The organism is Xanthomonas sp. SHU 199 (assembly GCF_000364665.1).
GTDB lineage: Bacteria > Pseudomonadota > Gammaproteobacteria > Xanthomonadales > Xanthomonadaceae > Xanthomonas_A > Xanthomonas_A sontii.
The window spans coordinates 1-1,568 of the sequence record NZ_AQOI01000531.1; the positions used below are offsets into that span (position 1 = coordinate 1).

Sequence of the window (1,568 nt, forward strand, 5' to 3'; positions counted from 1 at the left end):
TACGGTGACGGTGCTCAGTTTCGCGCTGCTGGCCGGGCCGTGGCTGCTGCGGGTGTGGCAGACCTTCGGCAATCCGCTGTTCCCGCAGTTCAACAGCCACTTCATGGCGCCGCTGGCGCAGCCGGTGGCGGTCAGCGACACGCGCTGGTTGCCGAAGACGCTGTGGGAGTGGCTGACCTGGCCGCTGCAGTTCTCGCTGGCGCCGAACCGGGTCAGCGAGGTGCGCCTGCGGCAACTGGTATGGCCGCTGCTGTATCTGCTGGGCCTGGTGGCGCTGCTGCGCTGGATGCTGCGGCGTCCGCGCGGCTCCGCGCCGGCGGAGGTGGTCGCGCCGGCGTGGCGTGCGGTGCTGGTGTTCGTGGTGGTGGCCTTCCTCGCCTGGCAGGCGGCCTTCAGCATCCAGCGCTACCTGGTGGTGCCGGAGCTGCTGGCGCCGCTGCTGCTGTGGGTGGGGTTGCGGCGGCTGCTGCCGGCGCGCATCGCCGCGCCGGCGGCGCGCTGGGCTCTGATCGCCTGTGCGGCCTTTGCGCTGTACGGCTGGGGCGAGTGGGGGCACGAGCGCTGGGCGCGCCAGGCGTTCCGTGTGCAGGCGCCGCCGATGCCGCAGCCCGAGCGCAGCCTGGTGCTGCTGGTCGGCGATGCACCGGAGTCGTGGCGCGTTCCGTTCCTGCCCGGGCAGGTGGCGTACGCGTCGGTCGCCTCCAATTTCCCGGAAACGCCGGCCTACGCTGCGCGGGTCCGCGAGATGCTGGCGGCGCGCGGGCAGGGCTACGCGATGCTGCCGGCGGAAGTGGATCGCAATGTCGAGCGCCTGCAGCGGCTCAATGCGGTGGCCGCGCGCCTGGGCCTGGATCGCGGCCCCGACTGCGCGCTGATGCGGCGCCTGGCGCGGCGCCCGGTGCGCGCCGGCGTGGAGGTGGATGCCGGTCGTTGCCGCTGGGTGCTGCTGCCGGAACGGGCCGTGGATGTCGCCGCCGCGGATCGCCAGACCCAGGCGCTGGCGGCGCAGCAACTGGTGCGCTACGGCCTGGCGCTGCAGCCGGGGTCCTGTCGGATCTACCAATCCTGGGTCGGGCAGGCGCGCTTCCCGTATCAGTGGTGCCGGTTGCAGTAAGAGGGCAGCACCTGTCGGCTGGCTAGGGCAGGGTGTAGCCGGCCTCGCGCAGCAACTCGGACAGCGCGATCAACGGCAGGCCGATCAGCGCGGTCGGATCCTGGGTCTGAATTGCGCGGAACAGGCTGATCCCCAGGCCTTCGCACTTGAAGCTGCCGGCGCAGTCCAGCGGCTGTTCGGCGGCGACGTAGCGGGCGATGGCGTCGGCCTGCAGGTCGCGGAACTGCACTTCGGTGAGGTCGCAGGCGTGCAGGGTGCGTGTGCCGCGCTGCAGGCACACCGCGGTGTGGAAGCGCACGCTGCGCCCGGACATGGCCGCCAGCTGCGCGTGTGCCGCGGCGACATTGCCGGGCTTGCCCAGCGGTTGGCCGTCCAGTTCGGCGACCTGGTCCGAGCCGATCACCCAGGCCTCCCCGGCAGTGGCTGCGACCGCCGCCGCCTTGGCCGCCGCCAG

General features: G+C 72.6%; 1 protein-coding gene and 1 pseudogene. One reads left to right on the forward strand and one right to left on the reverse strand.

The features are described from left to right. Window positions 1-1,114, forward strand: a pseudogene (locus tag D183_RS0116095) (hypothetical protein); the annotation flags it as partial. Window positions 1,115-1,136: 22 nt separating this feature from the next. On the opposite strand, the gene D183_RS0116100 reads toward D183_RS0116095, so the two are convergent. After that, a partial coding sequence (locus D183_RS0116100) for a Maf family protein (RefSeq protein ID WP_017909907.1) occupies window positions 1,137-1,568 on the reverse strand: 432 nt, incomplete at its 5' end.